General features: G+C 72.7%; 17 protein-coding genes and 1 tRNA gene. 12 read left to right on the forward strand and 6 right to left on the reverse strand.

The genetic code is table 11. The features are described 5' to 3' along the window. Positions 1–164: 164 nt before the first annotated feature. Positions 165–237 (reverse strand) — tRNA-Ala (locus tag DFQ13_RS29555). Positions 238–371: 134 nt separating this feature from the next. On the opposite strand from DFQ13_RS29555, the gene DFQ13_RS29560 reads away from it, so the two are divergent. The 8 genes from DFQ13_RS29560 to DFQ13_RS34220 all read left to right on the forward strand — a co-directional run bounded on the left by DFQ13_RS29560 (position 372) and on the right by DFQ13_RS34220 (position 10,954). Further along, complete coding sequence (locus DFQ13_RS29560; protein WP_233438634.1) at positions 372–1,694, forward strand: phenylacetate--CoA ligase family protein; 1,323 nt, start codon at positions 372–374, stop codon at positions 1,692–1,694. Positions 1,695–1,814: 120 nt separating this feature from the next. After that, positions 1,815–2,582: a DUF6042 family protein gene (locus DFQ13_RS29565; protein WP_110082140.1), complete on the forward strand. Its 768-nt coding sequence runs from the start codon at positions 1,815–1,817 to the stop codon at positions 2,580–2,582. Between the two features lie 52 nt (positions 2,583–2,634). Further along, entirely contained in the window at positions 2,635–3,261 is a 627-nt protein-coding gene (locus DFQ13_RS29570; RefSeq protein ID WP_110082141.1) for a TetR/AcrR family transcriptional regulator, read from the forward strand. Between the two features lie 168 nt (positions 3,262–3,429). Next, positions 3,430–4,647, forward strand: a complete 1,218-nt coding sequence (locus tag DFQ13_RS29575) for a cytochrome P450 (RefSeq protein WP_110082142.1) — start codon at positions 3,430–3,432, stop codon at positions 4,645–4,647. 20 nt (positions 4,648–4,667) lie between these two features. Then, a complete protein-coding gene (locus DFQ13_RS29580; RefSeq protein ID WP_035283810.1) occupies positions 4,668–4,862 on the forward strand; it encodes a ferredoxin in 195 nt (64 codons plus the stop codon). A 426-nt stretch (positions 4,863–5,288) separates the two neighbouring features. After that, positions 5,289–7,073 (forward strand): cytochrome c oxidase assembly protein, encoded by a 1,785-nt coding sequence (locus DFQ13_RS29585; RefSeq protein WP_110082143.1) that lies wholly within the window; start codon positions 5,289–5,291, stop codon positions 7,071–7,073. 117 nt (positions 7,074–7,190) lie between these two features. Beyond that, positions 7,191–8,636, forward strand: a complete 1,446-nt coding sequence (locus DFQ13_RS29590) for an alpha/beta hydrolase (RefSeq protein ID WP_110082144.1) — start codon at positions 7,191–7,193, stop codon at positions 8,634–8,636. A gap of 1,028 nt (positions 8,637–9,664) precedes the next feature. Then, positions 9,665–10,954 (forward strand): DUF6801 domain-containing protein, encoded by a 1,290-nt coding sequence (locus tag DFQ13_RS34220; RefSeq protein ID WP_181400205.1) that lies wholly within the window; start codon positions 9,665–9,667, stop codon positions 10,952–10,954. A gap of 118 nt (positions 10,955–11,072) precedes the next feature. Here the strand turns inward: DFQ13_RS34220 and DFQ13_RS29600 are convergent, their stop codons facing one another. From DFQ13_RS29600 to argS, 4 genes are all read right to left on the reverse strand, one after another. After that, the gene (locus tag DFQ13_RS29600) at positions 11,073–12,281 is read right to left on the reverse strand and encodes a glycosyltransferase (protein WP_110082145.1); all 1,209 of its coding nucleotides are present in this window, start codon (positions 12,279–12,281) and stop codon (positions 11,073–11,075) included. A 73-nt stretch (positions 12,282–12,354) separates the two neighbouring features. Next, on the reverse strand, positions 12,355–12,807 hold the full coding sequence (locus tag DFQ13_RS29605; protein ID WP_219994695.1) for a PaaI family thioesterase: 453 nt from the start codon (positions 12,805–12,807) through the stop codon (positions 12,355–12,357). After that, complete coding sequence (gene idi / locus DFQ13_RS29610; RefSeq protein WP_110082146.1) at positions 12,804–13,388, reverse strand: isopentenyl-diphosphate Delta-isomerase; 585 nt, start codon at positions 13,386–13,388, stop codon at positions 12,804–12,806. The genes DFQ13_RS29605 and idi overlap by 4 nt, the downstream gene beginning before the upstream one ends. 58 nt (positions 13,389–13,446) lie before the next feature. After that, positions 13,447–15,189, reverse strand: coding sequence for an arginine--tRNA ligase (gene argS / locus DFQ13_RS29615; RefSeq protein ID WP_110082147.1), 1,743 nt, complete (start codon positions 15,187–15,189; stop codon positions 13,447–13,449). A gap of 393 nt (positions 15,190–15,582) precedes the next feature. Here argS and DFQ13_RS29620 point away from each other — a divergent pair, with 393 nt between their 5' ends. Beyond that, on the forward strand, positions 15,583–16,749 hold the full coding sequence (locus tag DFQ13_RS29620) for a hypothetical protein (protein WP_146241399.1): 1,167 nt from the start codon (positions 15,583–15,585) through the stop codon (positions 16,747–16,749). Between the two features lie 17 nt (positions 16,750–16,766). Here the strand turns inward: DFQ13_RS29620 and DFQ13_RS29625 are convergent, their stop codons facing one another. Next, on the reverse strand, positions 16,767–18,305 hold the full coding sequence (locus tag DFQ13_RS29625; protein WP_110082149.1) for an amino acid permease: 1,539 nt from the start codon (positions 18,303–18,305) through the stop codon (positions 16,767–16,769). A 208-nt stretch (positions 18,306–18,513) separates the two neighbouring features. Between DFQ13_RS29625 and DFQ13_RS29630 the strand changes: the two genes are divergently transcribed. From DFQ13_RS29630 to DFQ13_RS29640, 3 genes are read left to right on the forward strand one after another with little or no spacing between them, the layout of a single operon-like run. Continuing rightward, positions 18,514–19,872, forward strand: coding sequence for a glutamine synthetase family protein (locus DFQ13_RS29630; protein WP_035290717.1), 1,359 nt, complete (start codon positions 18,514–18,516; stop codon positions 19,870–19,872). Further along, positions 19,853–20,608, forward strand: a complete 756-nt coding sequence (locus DFQ13_RS29635) for a gamma-glutamyl-gamma-aminobutyrate hydrolase family protein (protein ID WP_110082150.1) — start codon at positions 19,853–19,855, stop codon at positions 20,606–20,608. Before DFQ13_RS29630 ends, DFQ13_RS29635 begins: the two co-directional genes overlap by 20 nt. Continuing rightward, the gene (locus tag DFQ13_RS29640) at positions 20,605–21,960 is read left to right on the forward strand and encodes an aldehyde dehydrogenase family protein (protein WP_035290713.1); all 1,356 of its coding nucleotides are present in this window, start codon (positions 20,605–20,607) and stop codon (positions 21,958–21,960) included. The genes DFQ13_RS29635 and DFQ13_RS29640 overlap by 4 nt, the downstream gene beginning before the upstream one ends. Positions 21,961–21,967 lie beyond the last annotated feature (7 nt).

Below are 21,967 nucleotides of genomic sequence, written 5' to 3' on the forward strand. Positions count from 1 at the left end.
ACGACGCTGGAGCAGATTGTGACCCTGTTCGGTGCCCGACGGGCACGCTGCTCCAGATCTGCTCCATGCCGGTGCACCACTGTCCACTCGGGACGGTAAAACAAGATCACCCGCTGACCATGTTCTCGCAGGTCAGCGGGTGAAAATGTACTGCTGTTCAATTGTGGAGCTGAGGGGACTCGAACCCCTGACCCTCACACTGCCAGTGTGATGCGCTACCAGCTGCGCCACAGCCCCGGATCAGCCACACTCGGGAGGGGTGCTCCCTGGTGTGCTGCGCATACGTTACAACACCCCGTCGGGAGGGCGAAAACGGGGGGTGCCCTCTTGGGGGCTTCCCAGGTCCGACCTGGGGTGTTAGACCGGAGGGCGTGACCGGACTGGACAGCGTTGTCCCGATGGTGGACGCGGCGGCGGAGGGTGTTGGCGTCGAGGAGCGGCGGGGGGTGCAGGAGCGGCGGCTCCGGGGGTTGGTGGACCGGTTGTTGGGGGCCGGTGGGGTGCAGGCGGAGCGGTTGCGGGATTGCGGGGTGTCCTCCGGGCGGGAGGTGGGGTTGGGGTCGTTGGGGAGGTTGGCGACTGTTCGGAAGCGGGACCTCTGGGAGCACTACCCGTACGGGTTGCGGGCCGTGGACGCCGGTGAGGTGGTGTGCGTGCACGGGTCGTCGGGGACTGGGGGGCGGCCCACTTTGGTGCCTTATACCGCTCGTGACCTGGACATTTGGGGTGAGGTGATGGCTCGGGCGTTGGGTGGGGCGGGGGCGACCCGGTCGAGCGTGGTGCACAACGCCTACGGGTACGGGTTGTTCACCGGGGGGTTGGGGGTGCACCACGGGGCCGTGCGGTTGGGGGCGACTGTGGTGCCGGTGTCCGGGGGGATGACCGAGCGGCAGGTGCGGTTGGTCCAGGACCTGCGGCCGGACGTGTTGACCTGCACGCCCTCGTTCGCCGTGCGCCTGGGGGAGGCGATGGTGGCAGCGGGGGTCGAGCCCACTTCGTTGCGGGTGGGGGTGTTCGGGGCGGAGCCGTGGACGGAGGGGATGCGGGGGCGGATCGAGGCGCTGCTGGGCATCCGGGCGTTGGACGTCTACGGGTTGTCCGAGGTGATCGGGCCGGGGGTGGCGGCCGAATCGCTGGATTCCGAGGGGATGTTGAACGTGGCCGAGGACCACTTCTACGTCGAGTGCCTCGATGCCGATGGCAACCAGGTGCCTGATGGGACGCCGGGGGAGTTGGTGTTCACCACGCTCACCAAGACCGGGATGCCGCTGTTGCGCTACCGCTCCGGGGACGTGGCCACGTTGGCCGGGCCCGTGCCGGGGGCTGCGCGCACCCTGCGCCGCATGTCGAAGGTCCTCGGGCGCACCGACGACATGCTGGTCATCCGCGGGGTCAATGTCTTCCCCGCCGAGATCGAGGCCGTCCTCCTCGCCGACGGGCGGGTCGGTCCGCACTACCTCGTCGTCGAGGACCGGCGGGTGGCGGCGCGGCCGGAGTTGCGGGTGCTCGTCGAGGCTTCGGGTGGGGCTGATTCCGTGGGGGCGGCTCTGGTGGTGGCGCTGCGGGAGCGCCTGGGGTTGACCTGTGACGTCCGGGTGGTTGCCGCGGGGACCGTGCCCCGCGCCGAGACCGGCAAGGCCCGGCGGCTGGTGCGGTGGGCGTCCGGGCCTGCCCCGGTGGCGGGGTTGGACTGACCCCCGGGGGCGCACCCGTGTTGAGCACGCTTTTCGTGACTGTGCGCGATCCACTGGGGACGGACGGAGAAAGTGGGGTGTGACCTGTAACACTGCCGTGGTCCGGGGTGATTCCGGGGTATGGCCGATGAGCAGGTGGGTGCCGAGGTGGCCCGGGCGGCGGTGTCGCGCCAGGTGTTCGAGGGCCTGGGGTGGGAGCGGTTCACGCCGCACGCGGCGGCGGGTGTGCTGGGGGTGATCGTGTTGCTCGGGGCGCCCACCCGGGAGCAGATCGCGCGGTTGGCCGGGCAGTCCTCGGACGCCGCGGTGGGGGAGGCGGCGCCCGCGTGGGTGGGGTTGGAGCCGTGGGACGCCTACGGCCCGGACCGGGAGCGGGCGAAGGTGCTGCGGGACCTCGTGGCCGAGGTGGACGGATACGCGCGGGGGCTGGGGGTGGTCGAGCCGCGCACGGTGGGGGACGTGCTGGACTACCTGGTGGCGTGCCGGGTGGTGACGGGGTTCGTCGAGGACCGGCGGGCGCGGTTCCGGCTCAACCCCCGGGCGCCGCTGCCCGCGGAGGTGTTGGACCTGCCTGCGGAGGTCGTCGCCGCGGAGGACGAGTTGCGGTGGCTGGCGCTGCACCGGCCGGTGGTGCGCGGGCTGATCGACCTGTTCGGCGCCCACGGCGACGACCCGGTGGACGTGCTGCACACCAGCCTGGGGGAGTTGGCGGGCGCGCTGCGCGTCGAGGTGGAGTCGGTGCGGGCCGCGGTGGTGATCCTCGGGGAGCAGCCCGACTTCGAGGTCGGCCCGGACCCGGAGCGGCTGCGGGCGGGTGAACCCGTGCGCATCGCCGTGGACTGGGCGAACTTCCTGGACTTCCGGTTCGACGTCGCCGCGGGGGACTGACCTCCCGGGCGCCGTGCTCACCCCGGTCCGGTGGGCGGGTGAGAATGGGCGGATGTCGGATGAGGGCACCGCGGCCGTGCAGCGCACCCGGAACCGGTGGGGCGAGGGGGAGCGGCTGCGCGGGGAGATCCTCGACGGCGCGGGCAGGTTGCTCTCGGAGCTCGGTGGTGGCGACGGGCTGACCATCCGGGGTGTGGCGCGGGTGGTGGGGATCGCGCCCGCCAGCATCTACCGGCACTTCGCCGACCGGGAGGCGCTGGTGCGGGGGTTGGTCGCGCACGAGTTCGACCGGCTGCGCGACCTCATGCGCGCCGCCGACGAGGCCGTCGACGCCGGGGACGCGGTGGGGCGGTTGCGGGCGCGGCTGCACGCCTACTGCGCCTTCGCCGTGGACAACCCGGGGCACTACCGGTTGATGCTGGGCAACGGGGCCGAGCGGCCCGCGCCGGACCGCCCGCCCGCCGGGCCGCTGGTGGACGTGATCGACACCCTGCGGGTCGCCTTCGAGCGGTGCGCCGAGGCCGGGCACGCGCTGCGGGTGCCCGCGGACCGGGCGGCGGTGATGGTGTTCGTGGGGGCGCACGGTCGCGTGGCGTTGCTGCACAGCAACCCGGGGGAGCAGCACGCGCGGGCCGTGACGCCGTTCGTCGACGAGTTCGTGGACCTGCTGTTCGTGTAGTCCGTCACACCGGTACGGCCGGTTTTTCCCTTCCTCCCAAGAGGTGTTGCGCCGTCGAGGTGAACCGGCGGGCGGGTGGTTGGCGAGGGTTCACCAAGTTGCCTAACATCTGTTCAGCAAGTATCCGAACAATTGTTTGGTAACTGTGCGTGGTGACAGGAGGTTCCGATGACCCGGGTTCTGCCCGAAGTCCCCGCCTACCCGATGGCCAGGGACGGCCGCTGCCCGTTCGACCCGCCACCGCCCCTGGGCGGGCTGCGCGAGGACGCGCCGGTGTCGCGGGTGCGGCTGTGGGACGGCAGCACCCCGTGGCTGGTCACCCGCTACGCAGACGTGCGGGCGGTGCTGGCCGACCCGAGGGTCAGCTCCGACTCCGACCTGCCCGGCTTCCCGCACACCACCCCGGGGGTCGCCGCGCGCCGGGGGCGGGTGAAGTCGTTCATCACCATGGACGACCCCGACCACGCCCGGCACCGCCGGTTGCTGACCTCGGACTTCACCGTGCGCAGGATGGAGGCGCTGCGGCCGCGGGTGCAGGGAATCGTCGACGGGCTGATCGACGACATGCTGGCGGGCCCGCGGCCCGCCGACCTGGTGCAGGCGTTCTCGCTGCCGCTGCCGTCGCTGGTGATCTGCGAACTGCTCGGGGTGCCCTACGCCGACCGGGACTTCTTCCACCGGGCGAGCAGGACGATCATCGCCCGGGACGCCACCCCCGAGGACGCGGTCGGGGCAACCGATGACCTGCTGGCCTACCTGGGCGACCTGGTCGACCGCAAGGACGCCGAGCCCACCGACGACCTGCTGGGCAGGCTGACCGCCGAGCAGTTGCGCACGGGGGCGATGTCGCGCGCGGAGATCGCCTCGATGGGCCTGCTGCTGCTCGTCGCGGGCCACGAGACGACCGCGAACATGATCACCCTGGGCACCGCCGCGCTGCTGCGCGAGCCGGGGCAGTTGGCGCTGCTGCGCGACGGCGGTGACCCGGCGGTGGTCGCGAACGCGGTGGAGGAGTTGCTGCGCTACCTCACGATCGTCCACCTGGGACGTCGGCGGGTGGCGCTGGCGGACCTCGAGGTGGGCGGGGTGCTCATCCGCGCGGGGGAGGGGATCATCGCCGCCACCGACGCGGCCAACCGCGATCCCGGGGCGTTCGCCGACCCCGATGCGCTGGACATCACCCGCAAGGCCCGCCACCATGTTGCCTTCGGGTACGGCGTGCACCAGTGCCTGGGGCAGCCGCTGGCCCGGGTGGAGATGCAGGTCGCCTTCGAGACGCTCTACCGGCGCCTCCCCGGCTTGGCCCTGGCCGAGCCCGTGGAGCGGCTGCCGTTCAAGCACGACATGATCATCTACGGGGTGCACGAACTCCCCGTGACGTGGTGAGCCAGGGAGAGGGAGCCATCGTGAAGGTCGAGATCGACCAGGACAAGTGCATCGGCGCGGGCCAGTGCGTGGTCGCCGCGGGTGCGGTCTTCACCCAGCGCGAGGACGACGGCATCGTCGAACTGCTGGTCGCCGACGTGCCCGCGGGCTCCGAGGACGGGGTGCGCGACGCGGAGATGGTGTGCCCCGCCGGGGCCATCGTCGTCCACGACTGATCGAGACCGTCGTCCACGACTGATCGAGACCGTCGTCCACGACTGATCGGGACCGTCGTCCACGACTGATCGGCGCCCGTCGTCCGCGACTGATCGGCGGCGTTGTCCACAACTGAGCAGCGTGGTCGTCCGCTGACGGGTTTCGTTGTCCACAGTTGAGTCCGCTGTGGCGCACAGGGGCGTCCGCGAGCGCGGGCGCCCCTTGTGGTCGGTGGCGGTCGTCCTCGGCGTTCGCCCGATCGGGGGTACTCCCGATCAAGTCCACTGTGGACAACGTCGTTGGGCCGATCGTGGCGGTGCGGCGGGAAACTGGCACATCGGGGGTGATGTGCGCGGCGGATTTGTCACGGGCGCACCTAGCCCGCCGGGGCGGTTTCCGGCGATGCTCGTCAGCGCCGATCTTGTCGAAGGAGCCGAGGGGGCGCGATGGGCAGCGACAGCCCGGCGGCCGGTGCCGAGCCGTCCGCTCCCAGCCGGGCCGCGGCGCTCTGGCCGGTGGTGGTGCTCGGGGCGGTGGCCGCCGCGGTGGTCGCGGTCGGGTTGACCGCGCGCACCGCCGCACCGGTCCTGGCCGGGCTGCCGGACCCGGGGATCGCCGTGCGGGCGGGTCTGCCCGGGGTGCGGGTGGTGGCCGAGGTGCTGGCGGTGCTGGTGGTCGGGGCGTACCTGGCCGCCGTGCTGCTGGTGCCCGAGGGCCCCGACCGGGACCGGGCGCTGCGCCTGGGCGGGCGGCTGGCCGGGTTCTGGGCGCTGCTGTCGGCGGTGCTGGTCGTGCTGACCGTGGCCGACGCCATGGGCATGACGCTGGGCGAGGTCGTCGTGCCGAGCATGCTGTTCCCCGGGATCGGCCGCTTCACCGTGGCGATCGCCTGGCTGGTCTCGGCGCACCTGGCCGGGCTGGTGTGGCTGTGGGAGAAGCTCGCGGTGCCGCCGATCGCGCTGCTGGCCACCGCCGTGGCCGGGGTCGCCCCGGTGGCGCTGACCGGGCACTCCTCGGCGGGCGGCAACCACGACTGGGCGGGCGACAGCCTGATGGCGCACGTGGTCGCCGCATCGGTGTGGGTCGGCGGGCTGGTCGCGGTGCTGGTGGTCGCGGGCGCGCACCGCTCCTACGCCGTCACCGCCACCAGGCTGTACTCGGCGATCGCGCTGGGCTGCTGGCTGGTGGTCGCCGCGACCGGCGTGGTCAACGCCTTCCTGCGCGTGCACCCGGTCGACCTGCTCACCACCGACTACGGGTACCTGCTGCTGGCGAAGACCGCGGCGGTCCTGCTGCTCGGCGCCCTCGGGTACCTGCACCGCGTGCGCACCATCCCGCGCCTGGAGGCGGGGAAGTTCCGGGCGTTCCTGCGGTTGGGCGCGGTCGAGGTGCTGCTGATGCTGGTGACGGTCGGCATCGCCGTCGGCCTGGCGCGCTCCCCGGGGCCGCGGGCGGGGGCGGCGCCGGGGTCGGTGACCGAGGAACTGCTCGGCTACGGCCTCCCGGACCGGCCGACGCTGGTGCGGCTGGCGACCCAGTGGCGGCCGGACCTGGTCTTCGGCACCCTCGCCCTGGTCGGCGCGCTGTGGTACCTGAGCAGGCTGCGGAACCGGGCGTGGCCCGCGGAGCGCACCGCCTCCTGGCTGCTCGGCTGCCTCGTGCTGGCGGTCGCCACCTCATCCGGCCTGGGTCGGTACGAGCCCGCGGTGTTCAGCGCGCACCTGCTGGTGCAGGTCCTCGTCGGTTTCGTGGCCGCGGTGCTGCTGGCCCACGGCCGGGCGCCGGAGCTGGCCGGGGTCCGGGCGCCCGAGGGCGCCGAGGACGCCGGGGCGGGTCGGTGGCCGAAGCCGTGGACGGTGGCCGGGGTGTACACGGTGCCCCCGCTGCTGCTGTACGCGGGCGGGCTCCACGACCAGCTCGCCGGGCAGCACTGGGTCCGGGTGGTGCTGCTGCTGTGGTCGCTGGCCGCCGGGTGGGTGCTGTTCTCCGCGCCGGTCCCGCGCCGCGGTCCGGTGCTGGCCGTCGCGGTGGTGTACCTGGTGTGCGGCATCGCCCTCCTGGAGCGCGAGAGCGTCCTGGGGCAGTCCTTCTACACCGCGCTGGAGCTGGGGTGGCGGCACGACGCCGCGGGCATCCAGGCGGCGGCGGGGTGGATCGCGGTCGCCGCGGCGGTGCTCGTCGCGGTGTACGCGGGCAGCCTCGGCGCACGCCGGGAGCCGGAACCGTACTGAGGCATCGACCCTGAGGCACCGGCCCTGAGGCACCGGCCCCCGGGCGTTCGCTCTGGGCGGCTTCGCGGTGGGCGGAAGCGGTGGAGGCGGGCGCTCCCGGTCCGGTTGGCTGCTCCCATGCGACGACTGGTGGTGGCGGCGTCCGTCCTGGCCGCGGTGGTGGTGCCGACCGACGGGCAGGCGGCGGCAGGCCCGAGGTGGGGGGACTGCCCGGAGGACGTGGTGGGCCGGTGCCTGCGGGTCCGGGTGCCGGTCGACCACGCGCGGCCCGGTGGGGCGTCGATCGACCTGGCCGTCTCGCGGATCGCGGCGGCCGACCCGGCGCGGCGGGTGGGGGTGCTCGTCCTCGCCCCCGGCGGGCCAGGGGGCGCGGGGCTGGGGTTGCCGGGGCAGCTCGCGCCCCTGCTGCCGCGGTCGGTGCGCGACCGCTACGACCTCGTCGGGTTCGACCCCCGCTTCACCGGCCGCAGCGCGCCGGTGGGCTGCGGGTTGACCGAGGCCCGGCTGCCGGACCTCACCCCGTGGCCGCGGCCGGGCGGCACGCACGCGGTGGCCGTGGACCTCGCGCGCCGCTGCGACCGCCACGCCGGGGTGGCGCTGCCGCACATGGGGACCGGGGACACCGCGCGCGACCTGGACCTGGTGCGGCGCGCGCTGGGGGAGCGCCGGATCTCCTACCTCGGGTACTCCTACGCCACTCACCTCGGCGCGGTGTACCAGTCGCTGTTCCCCGCCCGGGTCGACCGGATGGTCCTCGACAGCGCGGTCGACCCGGCGCGGGTCTGGCGCGGCGCGCTGCGCGGCTGGGGTGAGGGCACGGAGGTCCGCTTCCCCGACTTCGCCGCCTGGGCCGCCGCCCGCGACGGCGAGCTGGGCCTGGGCGCCACCCCGGCGGCCGTGCGCGCCGCGTACCTCGACGCCGCCGCCGACCTCGACCGGGCGCCGCGCACCCTGCTCGACGGCAACCCGCTCACCGGGAACCTGCTGCGGGAGGGGATGCGGGAGGCGCTGTACGCCGATGCCGGCTTCCCCGCCTTCGGGGCGGTCCTGGCCGACCTCCGCCGGGGGGTGACGCCCGCGCTCAACCAGGGGCAGGTGGTGCCGATCCTGGCGGGCAGGGCCGCGCCCACCTCCCGCGGCTGGCCCGCGGTGCCGGTGGACAACTTCGCCGCGGGCTTCCTCGGCGTCGTCTGCCGCGACGGGGCGTGGCCGCGGGACCCGGCGGTCTACGCGCGGACCGCGCGGCGGGAGGCGGCGCGGCACCCGCTCGCGGGGGCGATGGCGGCCGGTGAGTTCGCCTGCGCCGCGTGGCCGACCGGCCCGGCGCCGCAGTGGGTGCGCCCGGCCGCCGCTCCGACGCTCGTCCTCGGCAGCACCCGCGACCCGGCCGGTCCGCTGACCGGAACCCTGGCGATGCGGGCCGCGCTGGGGGAGCGGGCCGCGTCGGTGACCGCCCGGCAGGGCGGGCACGGCGTGTACCTGCTCTCCGGCAACGCCTGCGCCGACGCGCTGGTCTCGGCCTTCCTCGACGGCGGGGCCCTGCCGGGGGACACTTCTTGTTGACATGTGCGCATCCGGGTCGCTGTCCACTGTGGATGTGGCACAACAGCGGACCCGTCCACCCCTGATGAAGGTGTGGTCGCGCGGTGCGGCTTTCGCACAAATCCGGGGCGGGAAGTGCGCTCCTGGTGACAAGAAGCAGGTTGCCGTGAGGTTTCCGTTGCGTTGACGCGGAATACTCTGCTATCTATTGGCGCAGCCTTGTGCGGTTCGTCACCGTCCGCGCGGGGCGGGACGAGGTCTTCGAGGCGGACGGGGAGGGCGGATGCGACAGCGCGGACGTGGCGCCCCGGTTCGCCACCCCGACACCCGGACGACGGGCTGTTCCCGCCACGCGGACACCGCGGGCGGGCCCGGTGGGCACCGGCACGGCGGGGGTCGCGTCGACGGCGGTCGCCCGGAGCGACCCCGATAGGGCACCGCTGCCCCGCACGCGCCTTCCGGCCGCTCCCGCGCCGGGAGTGGCGCTCCCGCGCCGTTTAAACATCCAATTTCGTGATTCGTGCCGTGTGCGCTCCGTAGGTCGATTTAGCGCCGAAAAGACCTGACTCGGCGACACCGTCGGGAGCGGCCGTTCTTGTCACCCCCAGACAACTCCACCCCCGGGCACCCGGGGGTTTTTGTCGCTGTCCGTCACCGGGCAAACCGGCTCTCGGATGCCTTCGGTATTTCTCGCTCCCGTGGTCAAAAACCGGCGGCAGTATTGTGCTCCGGGGTGGAAAACTGCTGGTCGCGGCCAGGTTCGACGGGAAGGTCGCCGCGATGACGAGGGGTTTTCACAGTGTGCGGGTGTCTGACTCTGCTAAGCGCGTGGCGCCGGAACTGCGGTCGGTGACAAGTTCTGGGTTAATGCAGTCGAAATGTCGGCCAGTCCTTGCCACACCTTGTGGGTCTGGTTAGTCTCTTGTCTGGCGGCTATCGGCGGAAACCACACGGTTTCCCCATCGGAATACTCGCCATACTCTCGGCCGAGCGGATCATTCCGCTTTGTCTTGTATCGACGTGGATACACCAAGCAAGGAAGGTTGACCGTGAACCCTCGCAAGGTTTCCAAGAAGCTGGTCACGGGTGTTGCCGTGACCAGTGCGGCCGGTCTCGTCGCCACCGGTCTGCTGCTCGGCTCGGGCTCCAGCTCCGCCGTGCCGGTCTCGCTGACGCTGAACTACACCTGCCCGTTCCCGCTGATCGGCAACCAGGCGATCAAGGCCGTCATCTCGACGGACCTGCCCGCCACCGTGGGTATCGGTGAGCCGACCGGCGAGATCAAGATCAACGCCGTCACCACGGTCCCGGAGACCGCCACCCAGGGCCTGACCCTGGTCGGCGCGACCACCGTCGAGGGCACCGCCCTCGCCGCCTCGACCGTCGCGGCCCCCGGCATCACCCTGCCGGTGAACGTGCCGATCACCGTGGCGAAGACGAACGTCCCCGCCTCGGGCGCGTTCGACGTGAACGCCACCGGTTCCGCCCCGTCGCTGTCGTTTACGCAGCCGGGCGAGGCCAAGATCACCGTCGGTGACCTGAAGCTGACCCTGTCGCCGAAGAAGGCCGACGGCACCGAGACCGGCCTGGGCACCTTCGACTCGGCCTGCACCCAGGTGCCGGGCCAGAACAACCTGCTGCACACCTTCACCATCGGTGGCGGCGGTGGCACCACGCCTCCGACCACCCCGCCGACGACGCCGCCGACGACGCCTCCCACGACGCCGCCGACCACGCCGCCGACGACTCCCCCCACCACCCCGCCGACGACGCCTCCCACGACGCCGCCGACGACCCCGCCCACCACTCCCCCCACCACCCCGCCGGGCAACGGCGTGAAGGTGTCCTACGGGATCACGGGCAGCACCAACCTGCAGAACCTGGGCGGCCCGCTGCCGCTCAAGGGCACCTTCGACGCCGTGGCCGACCTGGCCGCGGGCAAGTACGTCGGTGACCTGAAGCTCGACCCGACCAAGGGCTCGTTCAAGGTGTTCGGCTTCCTGCCGAGCGACGCCGACGTCAAGCTCGTCGCCGTCGGCCAGCCCTCGGGCACCGTGGCCACCGGCAAGATCACCTTCAACGGCAAGGTGAACGTGATCCTGTCGAAGCTCACCCTGTTCGGCCTGCCGATCAGCCAGGGCGACGCCTGCCAGACCACCGCTCCGGCGGACATGAAGCTGGCCTCCACCGGCAACTTCGACGTCCTCAAGGGCGGCAAGATCACCGGCACCTACGGCCTCGCCGGTGTCAAGGACTGCGGCTTCCTGAGCCCGATCATCTCCGCGCTCGTCCAGAGCTCGAAGAACACCATCGACCTGAGCCTCGTCGCCAAGGTGTAATCACGCCCCGGCGAGATCAGTCGATCCCGACAGTCGAAACTGACGGTCGACACAGCTCCACCCAGTGAAGAGCCCCCCGGCACCTCGTGCCGGGGGGCTCTTCCGCGTTCCGGGGCCGCTACCGCTCGGCGGGCACCACGCGAACGGGCCGGACGAACTCCGGCAGCCGCGCCGCCACCTCGGCGGGCGACGGCATCGCGGCCACCTCCTCGGCCAGGGCCGCGACCCGGGCGGCCACGTCCGCGTCCGACAGCAGCTCCTTGGCCGCGGCGGTGACCGCCTCGGCCGTCACCTCGTCGCCGCGCAGCGTGCGGGCGGCACCGGCGCCGGTGACCGCGTCGGCGTTGGTGAACTGGTCGGCGCCCTGCGGCAGGAAAAGCTGCGGCACCCCCGCCGCGATCGACCCGAGGGTCGTGCCGCTGCCGCCGTGGTGCACCACCAGGTCGACGTGCGGCAGCAGTTCCGCCTGCGGCACCCACGCCTCGACGGTCACCGACGGCGGCGGGTCGCCCAGGTCCTCGGTCTGCACCGTCGGACCCGCCGCCACCAGCACCTTCGCCCCGGTCGCCGCCAGGCCCGCGATCGCGGTCCGCAGCACCCCGGCGTCGCCGAACGCGGTGCCCAGGGTCAGGTAGATCAGCGGTTCGGCGTGCGCGCGCACCCAGTCCGGCAGCTCACCGGGTTCGGAGAAGGCCACCGGCCGCAGCGGCACCCGGTTCGGGGCGTCGCGGTACGCGGGCGCCTGGATCGACGCCGGGTAGATGTCGAGGTACGGGTCGCCACCGGCGAGGTTGTCCGGGGTGAGGTCGGTCGCGTCCGGCCCGAGCAGCTCCTCGGCGATCCTGACGAACCCCTCGGCGAACCCGGCGGTCCCGGACTCCTCGGCGGCGACGCGGTCGAACCCGCGGCCGAAGGCGTGGCAGACCGCGGGGACGCCCGCCACCTTCGCCGCGAACGCGGCGCCGATCGTGGCCGCCTCGTACACGACCAGGTCGAACCGCTGGGCCGCCAGCACCGGCTGGAGGTCACCGAAGAACCGGCGGGGCAGGATGTCGGTGAAGATGTGGGCGGCGAGCTTGGCCACCTCCTCGGGATCGCGCCTGCGGGCCTCGACCGGGCTGACCTCCGACCCCGCCAGCTCGGCGAAGGCGCTGTGGATGTCGATGCCCACGTCGACGACGTCGAAGCCCAGGGCGATCAGCGGCGCGTGGAACGAGGCCGCGGTGGCGTAGGTGATGTGGTGGCCCTGCTCGCGGGCGGCGATCGCCAGCGGCAGGAGCGGGTAGGTGTGGCCGTGTGACGGCAAGGACGAGAAGAGGAGATCCACTGGACCCAATGTAGGGAAAACCGAGGGCGCCGCGCTCGCGGTTTCCGCGCCGTTGACCGGATCGTCCGGAAACTCAATTCCGTCGTAGCTGGTAGGTGCCCTCGGTGGTGGCGATCACCACACCGCCGGTGTCGGTCAGCTCGGTGGTGTGCACGAACGTGGACCTGCCGTCCGCCTCCGCCTCGGCCCGCACCCGCTCGACCGTCGCCGCGTCCAGCGCCGCCGTCGCGGTTACGTCGGTCCGGGCCGGGCGGCGGAAGTCGATCCGCAGGTCGCGCACCACCGGGTGGAACCGGGCCAGGTCGAAGCTGGGCAGGCAGATCGCCCCGCCCAGCACCTCGGCCACGGTGGACAACACCCCCGCGTACATCGTGCCGAGGTGGTTGCCGTTGTCCGCCGGCGGAACCCGGCACACCGCGACCCCGGGCGCCGGCTCGACCGCCGTCACGCCCATCCGGTGCGCCTGCGGGATCAGGTGCGGCAGACCGGTGTTGAACGCGGAGACGAGGTCCGACCCGGGGGTCACCGCAGGGCCGGGGGCAGTCCGGTCGGGTCGCCCACCGGCCAGGCCAGCGGATCGGGGCCCAGTTCGACCAGCGCGCGCACCTGGAGCACGCACCACGGGGACACCCCGCCGTCGCCCGCGAGCACCGAGGCGGTGAACTCCGGCCAGTTCAGCCAGCGCAGGTCGTCGACCTCCGCCGGGTTGGGTCGCGGCTGCTCGTCGGTGACCACCCGGTACACCGGGCACATCTCGTTCTCCACGATCCCGTCCGGCATCACCGCCCGGTAGCGGAAACCGGGCAGCACCAGGTCGACCCGGTGCTCACCGCGCAGGCCCAGCTCCTCGGCCAGCCGCCTGCGCACCGCGTCGGCACCCGGTTCGCCGACCGCCGGGTGCCCGCAGCAGGAGTTGGTCCAGACCGCGGGCCAGGTCTTCTTCGTCGCCGCCCGCCTGGTCAGCAGGAAGCGGCCAGCCTGGGTGAACACGTAGCTGGAGAACGCCAGGTGCAGCGGGGTGTCGGCGTGGTGCACGGTGGACTTGTCGGCGAGGCCGACCTGGTTCCCGGCCTCGTCGAGCAGGACGACCTGTTCAGTGGTGGTCACCCGATCACCTTGCCCCCCGGTGTGACCGGGTGGCAACTCGTGGTGATCACCTTCCTGGTCACAGTTCGCGCGGGGCCTCGATGCCGAGCAGCTCCAGGCCCCGGGTGAGCACCGCCGAGGTGAGCGCGGTGAGCACCAGCCGCGACGCGCGCACCTCGGCGGGCACGTCGGGCTTGAGGATCGGGCAGCCGTCGTAGAACGCGGTGAACGTCGTCGCCAGCTCGTAGAGGTACCCGCAGAGCTTGTGCGGGGCGTAGGCGGTGGCGGCCGCCTCGACGGCGGCGGGCAGCCGCAGCAGCGCCAGCGCCAGCGCCCGCTCCGCCGGGGAACCCAGCAGCACCTCGGTGTCGGCGGCCGGGGTGGTCCCGGACTTGGTGAGCACCGAGTGGCAGCGGGCGTTGGCGTACTGCAGGTAGACGGAGGTGTTGCCCTCCTTGGCCAGCATCCGCGACCAGGTGAAGACGTAGTCCTTCTCCCGGTCGTTGGACAGGTCCGCGTACTTGACCGCCCCGATGCCCACCGCGCGCGCCACCGCCGCCTGCGCGTCGGCGTCCAGGGAGGACCGCTCGGCCACGGTCTTGGCGGCGTTGTCGACCGCGTCCTCCAGCAGCTCGACCAACTTCACCGAGCCGCCCGCGCGGGTGCGGATGGTCTTGCCGTCCTCGCCGAGGATCGAGCCGAAGCCGATGTGCTCGGCGGTGTGGTCGTCGGTGAGGTAGCCCGCCATCCGGCTCGCGGCGAAGACCATGGCGAAGTGCTGGGCCTGCGGGGTGCCGACCACGTAGAGCAGGTCGGTCATGCCCCGCTCGCCGGTCCAGTACCGGGCGGTGGCGAGGTCGGTGGTGGCGTAGCCGTAGCCGCCGTCGCCCTTGCGCACGATCAGCGGCAGCGGTTCGCCCTCGCGGTTGCTGAACCCGGGCGGGAACACGCACACCGCGCCGTCGCTCACCCGCGTCAGGCCCTTGGCCTCCAGGTCGGCGATGGTGTCGTCGAGGTACGGGTTGTAGAAGCTCTCGCCGTACATGTCCTCGGGGGTCAGCTCGATGCCGAGCATCCCGTACACCTTCTGGAAGTGCCGGGAGGACTCCTCGACCAGCCGCCGCCACAGCGCCAGCGTCGCCTCGTCGCCGCCCTGCAGCGCCACGACCCGCTTGCGGGAGCGGTCGGCGAACACCGGGTCGGCGTCGAACTTCGCCCGCGCGGCCTGGTAGAAGCCGTTGAGGTCGCTGATGGAGTGCCCGCCGTCGGGGGTCCAGCCCTCGTCGAGCAGGTGCTCGATGAGCATCCCGAACGGGGTGCCCCAGTCGCCGACGTGGTTGTGCGGGGTGACCTCGTGCCCGGCGAAGCGCAGCAGCCGCAGCAGGGCGTCGCCGATGATCGTCGAGCGCAGGTGCCCGACGTGCATCTCCTTGGCCACGTTGGGGCTGGAGTAGTCCAGCGCGTACCGCCGCGGGTCCGGCACCGGGTCCACGCCGAGCCGGTCGTCGCCGAGCAGCGCCGCGGCCCGCCCGGCCAGCCAGGCGTCGCTGAGCCGGATGTTGACGAAGCCGGGGCCCGCGACCTCGGTGGTGGCCACCAGGTCGGCGGAGTCGAGGTTGTCCACGATGGACCGCGCCACCTCGCGCGGCGGCTTCCCGACCTTCTTGGCCAGGCTCATCGCCGCGTTGCACTGGTAGTCCACGCCGTCGCGGGTCGAGGGTCGGATGACGGCCTCCGCCGGGGTGATCTCCACGCCCAGGCCGCGGCGCAGCGCCGCCGCCACCCGCGCGCCCAGTTCGATCCCGACATCGCCGTACGCCACCGCGCCGCCTCCAGTCACCTCGTGAAACCTCAGGTGACCAGTATCGCGCCCGTCGTCCAGTCGATTCCGCGCGGGGCGGGCGCGGCGGTGACGCGCGTCGTCACACCCGCCACCGCCGTCGCCGCGTGCCCCGGGGCCGGTGCCCGGCAGGGGTGCCGCGCGGCGCCAGATCCCGACGACAGGCGCCGCCGCGGTCGGGCGGGGGCACCCGGGCGTGCGACCGGGTCAGTATCGGCCGCGGTGGCACGTGATCACAAGATGTCCGACTCGTCCGTTTTTCCCAGGCGTTCCCAGCCCGCTGGGCGAAATGGCGGTATACAGATAGCATCGTTATTTGGATGCTGGTCCCTCGCGCCGCACACCGGTGCGACACCCCCCGTGCGAGGAGAGACCGTGATCCGCAGACGTGTTGTGGTGGCCGCCGCGGCGGCCCTGATGAGCCTCGGGGCGCTGCCCGCCGACGCCGCCCCGGGCGTCCGGGTGCTGCCACTGCCCCCGGGCGCCAGTTTCATCGCCTTCCAGCGGATCTCCGGGACCGGACTGGTCTACGGGCAGGTCCAGCGCCCCGACGGCAGCAGGCACGCCACCGTCTGGCGCGGCGACTCGGTCCGCGAACTGGCCCCGGCGGCGGCGTCCAGCACCGCCGTGCACGCCAACGACCTCGGCCTGGTCGCGGGCACCATCACCCCGGCGGGCGCGGTGCCCGCCGCGACCAGGGCGACCGCCTGGTTCCTCGGCCGGACCTTCGACCTGCACCCGGCCGGGGCGCAGCAGAGCTACGCCGTGGACGTGAACAACCGCGGCGAGGTCCTGGTGGAGGCCTACTTCCCCGGTCCGACCCCGGACGAGCGGGGCGTGGAGCAGATCTCGGTGTGGCGCGCGGGATCGGTGCGGGTGCTGCACCGCGGGCCGCAGGGCAACGGCTACCCGGTGATCGGCGACGGCGGGCACGTCGCCGCGTCCGTGGTGGACGGTGCGGGCACGAGCGCCGTGCGGGTCTGGGACGGTCGCGGCCGGGTCCTCGCCGACGTCACCCCGGCGGAGACCTACGTCTCCCCGTTCCCGCTCGACGTCAACACCCGGGGTGAGGTGCTCATCCAGGCCTACGCGGGCTACGTCCAGGGCAGGATGTACCTGTGGCGCAACGGGACCGCGGTCGCCGTCAGCGGCCTGCCCGGCGCGCGGGACGTCCAGGCGAACCCGTTCGACTTCTTCAACCGCACCTTCCTCAACGACGCGGGCGAGGTCGTGGCCACCAGCGACTACCGGGCCTTCCGCTGGCGCGACGGCGTGGCCACCCCGCTGGCCCCCCAGGGCGGGTTCAGCTACCCGCAGGGGATCAACGAGCGCGGGGACGTGGCCGTGGAGTCCTGCGCGGGCGCCATCCACGACTGCACGCCGCAGATCGTCAGCCGCGCCGGGGAGACCACCGTCATCACCGGCCCGCCCGGCAGCGGACCCAACGTGCTCGTCAGCGACATCAACCGCCACCGGCGGCAGGTCGTCGGCGTCGCCCGGGACGCCGCGACCGGTGCTTCCCTCGGCTTCGTGCAGGGCTGACCCCCGCCGCCGAGGGGCTACCCCGGCAGGTCGAGGTCCCGCTCGACCGCCGCCAGCTCCTCGGCGGTGCCCTGCACCTTCGGCCCGGTGAACCACTTGCGGGCCGAGGCGAACCACCACAGGGCCGCCCCGCCGAGCACCACCAGGAACGCGACCGGGGTGTAGTTGAACGAGTCCAGGGTGATCGGCGCGGCCTGCGGCAGCATGAACAGCACGAAGATGAACGCCACCCACGCCGTGGCCACGATCCCGATCGGCCTGCCCCAGCGGCCCAGGTGCCACGGCCCGCGCTCGAACGCGTCGCCCTGGCGCACCCGCAGGAAGATCGGGATCACGTAGGCGGTGTACAGGCCGACCACGGCGATCGAGGTGACCGCGGCGTACGCGGTGGCGCTCCACAGGTACGGCACGGCCAGCAGGAACGCCCCCGCCGCGGCCAGCCACACCGAGTTCGTGGGCGTGCGGGTGCGCTTGTTGATCCGGTGCCAGACCCGCGAACCGGGGATCGCGCCGTCGCGGGCGAAGGCGTAGATCATCCGGGAGTTGCCGGTGACCGCGGCCATGCCGCAGAACAACTGCGCGCCGATGGCGATGAGCAGCAGCAGCTTGCCGCCGGTGGCGCCCACCGCGTCGATGAACACCTGCGCGGGCGGCACACCGGTCTCCGAGCCGACGGCGCCGTCGTAGTCCTGGATGGCGAAGGTCAGGCCGATCAGCAGCACCCAGCCCGCGGCCAGCGACACCAGGATCGAGTTGACGATGCCCTTCGGACCGGCCACCGCCGCGTCCTTCGTCTCCTCGGTCATGTGCGCGGACGCGTCGTAGCCGGTCAGCGTGTACTGGGCGAGCAGCAGCCCGATCAGGAACACGTACACCGGGGAGGCCCAGCCGGTGTCGTTGACGAACTCGCCGAACACGAACGACGCGCTCTGGTGCTCGTCCGGCACCACCACCAGCACGCCCACGATCACCAGCACCCCGACCAGGTGCCACCACACGCTGACGCTGTTGAGGATCGACACCACGCGCACCCCGAAGGTGTTCAGCGCCCCGTGCACCACGAGGATGATCCCCAGCAGCAGGATGGTGTGCCCCGGTGTCGCGGCGAAGCCGAACTGAAGGTCCAGGAACGCGTTGAGGAACAGCGCCGCGCCGAAGTCGATGCCCGCGGTGACCGCGACCTGCCCCACGAGGTTGAACCACCCGGTGAACCACGACCAGGCCGGGCCGTTGCGCGGGGCCAGCTTCGCCGCCCAGTAGTACAGCCCGCCCGCGGTCGGGTAGCTGGAGCACACCTCGGCCATGCCCAGGCCGACCAGGACCACGAAGAACCCGACCAGCGGCCAGCCCCAGACCATCGTCGCCGGGCCGCCGGTCTTCATGCCGAACCCGTAGAGGGTCAGGCAGCCCGAGAGCACCGAGATGATCGTGAACGAGACGGCGAAGTTGCTGAACCCCGACATCGACCGGCGCAGCTCCTGGGCGTACCCCAGGGTGTGCAGCCGGGCCTCGTCGGCGTCCGGGCCGGGGGTGTCCGGGTTGCTGGTCGTGGCCATAGCTGCTCCCCCAATGGGTCGCGGGCGGTCCATTGCCGGAGGGCACAGTGTGATTCCCGTCATTTCCCTGGTCAAGGGCCGTTCGACGTAACCACCGGGTGAACGCCGCGCCCCGCCTGTGGACAGCCGGTTGCGGGACCGGGCCGGCAGGCAGCAGGATGCGCGGAGGACGTGCCAATGGGCCACCGGCCTACCTTTGGGGGACCGCATGCCAGAGACACCGCTGACCGTGGACCGGCTGCGGGAGCTGGTCGACCGGGGCGAGGTCGACACCGTCCTGGTCGCGGTCACCGACATGCAGGGCAGGCTCCAGGGCAAGCGCTGCGCCGCCCGGTACTTCCTGGAGGAGGTCCTCGCGCACGCCACCGAGGCCTGCGACTACCTGCTCGCGGTCGACGTGGAGATGAACACCGTCGCGGGCTACAGCTCCTCGTCCTGGGACAGCGGCTACGGCGACTTCGTGCTCCGACCCGACCTGGCGACGCTGCGCCCGCTGCCCTGGCTGGAGGGCACCGCGCTGGTGCTCGCGGACCTGGAACTGGTCTCCGGCGGCCCGGTCCCGGTCTCGCCCCGGCAGGTGCTGCGCCGCCAGCTCGACCGCCTCGCCGAGCGGGACCTGACCGCGTTCGTCGGCACCGAGCTGGAGTTCATCCTGTTCGACGACACCTACGAGCAGGCCTGGGACGCCGGCTACCGCGGGCTCACCCCCGGCAACCGGTACAACGTGGACTACTCGCTGCTGGGCACCGGCCGGGTCGAACCGGTGCTGCGCGCCATCCGCAACGGCATGGGGGGCGCGGGCCTCTACGTCGAATCGGCCAAGGGCGAGTGCAACCCCGGGCAGCACGAGATCGCCTTCCGCTACACCGACGCGCTGGCCACCTGCGACAACCACTCGATCTACAAGACCGGGGCCAAGGAGATCGCCGCCGCGCACGGGAAGTCGCTGACCTTCATGGCCAAGTACGACTCCCGCGAGGGCAACTCCTGCCACGTCCACCTCAGCCTGCGCGGCACCGACGGCACCCCGGTCATGGCGGGCGACGGGCCGCACGGGTTCTCCCCGCTGATGGAGCACTACCTCGCCGGGCAACTGGCCTGCCTGCGCGAGCTGACGTACTTCTTCGCCCCGAACATCAACTCCTACAAGCGCTTCGCCGAGGGCTCGTTCGCCCCGACCGCGGTGGCGTGGGGGGTGGACAACCGCACCTGCGCGCTGCGCGTGGTGGGGCACGGGCCCTCGCTGCGGGTGGAGAACCGGGTGCCCGGCGGCGACGTCAACCAGTACCTGGCGGTCTCGGCGCTGATCGCCGCCGGGCTGCACGGCATCGAGAACGAACTGCCGTTGGAGGACGCCCTCACCGGCAACGCCTACGCCTCCGGGCGGCCGACCGTGCCCAGGACCCTGAGGGACGCCGCGGCCCTGCTCGACGGCAGCGCGGTCGCGCGCGCGGCGTTCGGCGACGACGTCGTGGACCACTACCTCAACGCGGCGCGGGTGGAACAGGCCGCGTTCGACGCGGCCGTGACCGACTGGGAGCGGGTCCGTGGCTTCGAACGGCTCTGACCGGCCCCCCGTCATCGGGGTCACCACCTACCTGGAGCACTCCGCCTTCGGCATCTGGGAGGCCGAGGCCGCCGTCCTGCACCGCGTCTACGTGGAGTCGGTGCGCGCGGCGGGCGGCAACGCCGTGCTGCTGCCGCCCATCGGCGACTGGCGCGCCGACACCGTCGACTGGCTCGACGGGCTGGTCCTCTCCGGCGGCGCCGACATCGACCCGGCCCGCTACGGCCAGGCCCCGCACCCCACCACCGGCACCCCGCAGCCGACCCGCGACGCCGCCGAGTTCGCCCTGGTCGAGGCCGCGCTGGAACTGGGCCTGCCGCTGCTGGCGGTGTGCCGGGGGATGCAGGTGCTCAACGTGGCCCTCGGCGGGACGCTGCACCAGCACACCCCGGAGGTCGTCGGCACCACCGACCACCAGCCGGAGGTGGCCATGTTCGGCAAGACCGACCTGACCACCACCCCCGGCTCGGCGCTGGCGGGCATCCTCGGCCCCACCGCCCAGGCCCACTGCCACCACCACCAGTCCCTCGACCGCCTCGGGGAGGGACTGGTGGTCGCCGCCACCGCCCCCGACGGCACGGTCGAGGCGGTGGAACTGACCGGGCCGCGGTTCGCCGTGGGCGTGCAGTCGCACCCGGAGCACGACGTCGAGGACGTCCGGCTCTTCGCCGCGCTGGTCGAGGCGGCCCGCGCGCACGCCACCAGCCGTTCCCACCGAAGGAGGGCCCCCCGGTGAGCACCCTGGAAGTCCTCGACCCGGCCACCGGCGCCCCGCTGACCAGCGTCGAGGCCGCGGACCTGCCCGCGACCGACGCGGCCGTCGCCCGCGCGCACGCCGCGCTGCCCGCCTGGCGGTCGGTCGCCCCGGGCGACCGGGCCCGGCTGCTGCGCCGCTTCGCCGCCGCGGTCGACGGCGACCTGGAGAACCTCGCCCGGCTGGAGGTGGCCAACGCCGGGCACACCATCGGCAACGCCCGCTGGGAGGCGGGCAACGTCCGCGACGTGCTGGACTACTACTCCGCGACACCGGAACGGTTGTCCGGCAGGCAGATCCCGGTCCCCGGCGGGGTCAACGTCACCTTCCACGAGCCGGTCGGCGTCGTCGGCGTGATCGTGCCGTGGAACTTCCCGATGCCCATCGCAGGCTGGGGCCTGGCACCCGCGCTGGCCGCCGGGAACACCGTCGTGCTCAAGCCCGCGGAGCTGACCCCGCTGACCGCGCTGCGGCTCGCGGAACTGGCCCACCAGGCGGGAATCCCCGAGGACGTGTTCCAGGTGCTGCCCGGCGAGGGACCGGTGGTGGGGGAGCGGTTCGTCACCCACCCCCTGGTGCGCAAGGTCGTCTTCACCGGGTCGACGGCCGTGGGCAAGGAGGTCATGGCGGGCTGTGCCGCGCAGGTGAAGCGGGTGACGCTGGAACTGGGCGGCAACAACGCCAACGTCGTCTTCGCCGACGCGGACCTGGCGAAGGCCGCCGCGACCGCGCCCTACGCCGTGTTCGACAACGCCGGGCAGGACTGCTGCGCCCGTTCCCGCATCCTCGTGCAGCGCTCGGTGCACGAGGAGTTCATGGCGCTGTTCGAGGAAGCGGTGCGCGGTGTGGTCGTCGGCGCACCCGGGGACGAGGCGACGGAGATGGGACCGCTGATCTCCGCGCGGCACCTGGCCCGCGTCTCGTCCTACGTGGACGAATCGGACGTCGCCTTCCGGGGCAGCGCACCGGCGGGGCCGGGGTTCTGGTTCCCGCCGACCGTGCTGTCCGTCCCGGCCGGGCACCGCGCGGTCACCGAGGAGGTGTTCGGCCCGGTCGTGGCGGTGCTGCCGTTCGACGACGAGGCCGACGCCGTCCGCCAGGCCAACGACACCGACTACGGCCTGTCGGCCTCCATCTGGACCCGCGACGTCGGGCGGGCGCTGCGGGTCTCCCGCGCGGTCGAGGCGGGCAACCTGTCGGTGAACTCGCACTCGTCGGTGCGCCACTGGACCCCGTTCGGCGGCTTCAAGCAGTCCGGCCTGGGCCGCGAACTCGGCCCGGACGCCCCCCACGGGTTCACCGAGACCAAGAACGTGTTCATCAGCAGCGAGTGAGAAGTCG

Source organism: Actinokineospora spheciospongiae (genome assembly GCF_003182415.1).
In the GTDB taxonomy this organism is placed as follows: Bacteria; Actinomycetota; Actinomycetes; order Mycobacteriales; family Pseudonocardiaceae; genus Actinokineospora; species Actinokineospora spheciospongiae.

Excerpts from the sequence above, each read along its gene's own strand:
- DFQ13_RS29565 (WP_110082140.1), top strand. The coding sequence starts at position 1,815 with ATGGCCGATGAGCAGGTGGGTGCCGAGGTGGCCCGGGCGGCGGTGTCG.
- DFQ13_RS29570 (WP_110082141.1), top strand. The coding sequence starts at position 2,635 with ATGTCGGATGAGGGCACCGCGGCCGTGCAGCGCACCCGGAACCGGTGG.
- DFQ13_RS29575 (WP_110082142.1), top strand. The coding sequence starts at position 3,430 with ATGACCCGGGTTCTGCCCGAAGTCCCCGCCTACCCGATGGCCAGGGAC.
- DFQ13_RS29585 (WP_110082143.1), top strand. The coding sequence starts at position 5,289 with ATGGGCAGCGACAGCCCGGCGGCCGGTGCCGAGCCGTCCGCTCCCAGC.
- DFQ13_RS29590 (WP_110082144.1), top strand. The coding sequence starts at position 7,191 with ATGCGACGACTGGTGGTGGCGGCGTCCGTCCTGGCCGCGGTGGTGGTG.
- DFQ13_RS29625 (WP_110082149.1), bottom strand. The coding sequence starts at position 18,305 with ATGGCCACGACCAGCAACCCGGACACCCCCGGCCCGGACGCCGACGAG.
- DFQ13_RS29630 (WP_035290717.1), top strand. The coding sequence starts at position 18,514 with ATGCCAGAGACACCGCTGACCGTGGACCGGCTGCGGGAGCTGGTCGAC.